Origin of the sequence: Lacticaseibacillus manihotivorans DSM 13343 = JCM 12514, assembly GCF_001435035.1 — a bacterium.
GTDB lineage: Bacteria > Bacillota > Bacilli > Lactobacillales > Lactobacillaceae > Lacticaseibacillus > Lacticaseibacillus manihotivorans.
The window spans coordinates 1-530 of sequence record NZ_AZEU01000291.1; the positions used below are offsets into that span (position 1 = coordinate 1).

Genomic DNA, 530 nt, shown 5'->3' on the forward strand with positions numbered 1-530 from the left:
AAGCGAGTTGTTCTGGATCAATCTCCTGAGGAACGCCCACATGGCGCCATCTTCCTGACGCGCACGAAGCAAGCGTTGACTGAGGCGCGAGGCTTCATTGCAACCAGTGAAGAAGCGGTGTTAGCTAACCAGGCATGTTCTCACTGGACTCCGAATATATTCCGGTATGGCACCTACTCAGATGATCGACGCCAAGTAGTCGTTGGACACAGTGAAAACAATCTCAAGCAAATCAATGCGTTTGTAGTCGACGCCGACTTCGGCGATCATAAGCCACACTACAACCAAGATCTCTTAGAACAATTCATCATCAAGAAAAAAGACTTGTTTGATCCCGAAATTTGGCCAACTGCTATTTTGGAGACCCCGCACGGCTATCAAGTGTATTACGTTCTCTGGAAATCGGTTTTTGTGTCCAAAAAGGGGACACGCTATCCGGCAGTTGAAGCCGCCAAAACTGTTAGCGAGCAGTTACGCCAAAGCGTCCTGAAAAACCTGCCACAGGTGGATGTTGGATGCAATCATTTTGG

The 530-nt window shown here is 48.5% G+C and carries 1 pseudogene; it reads left to right on the forward strand.

The annotated features are described in order from the left end of the window. A pseudogene (locus FD01_RS16330) lies at positions 1-530 on the forward strand (primase C-terminal domain-containing protein); the annotation flags it as partial.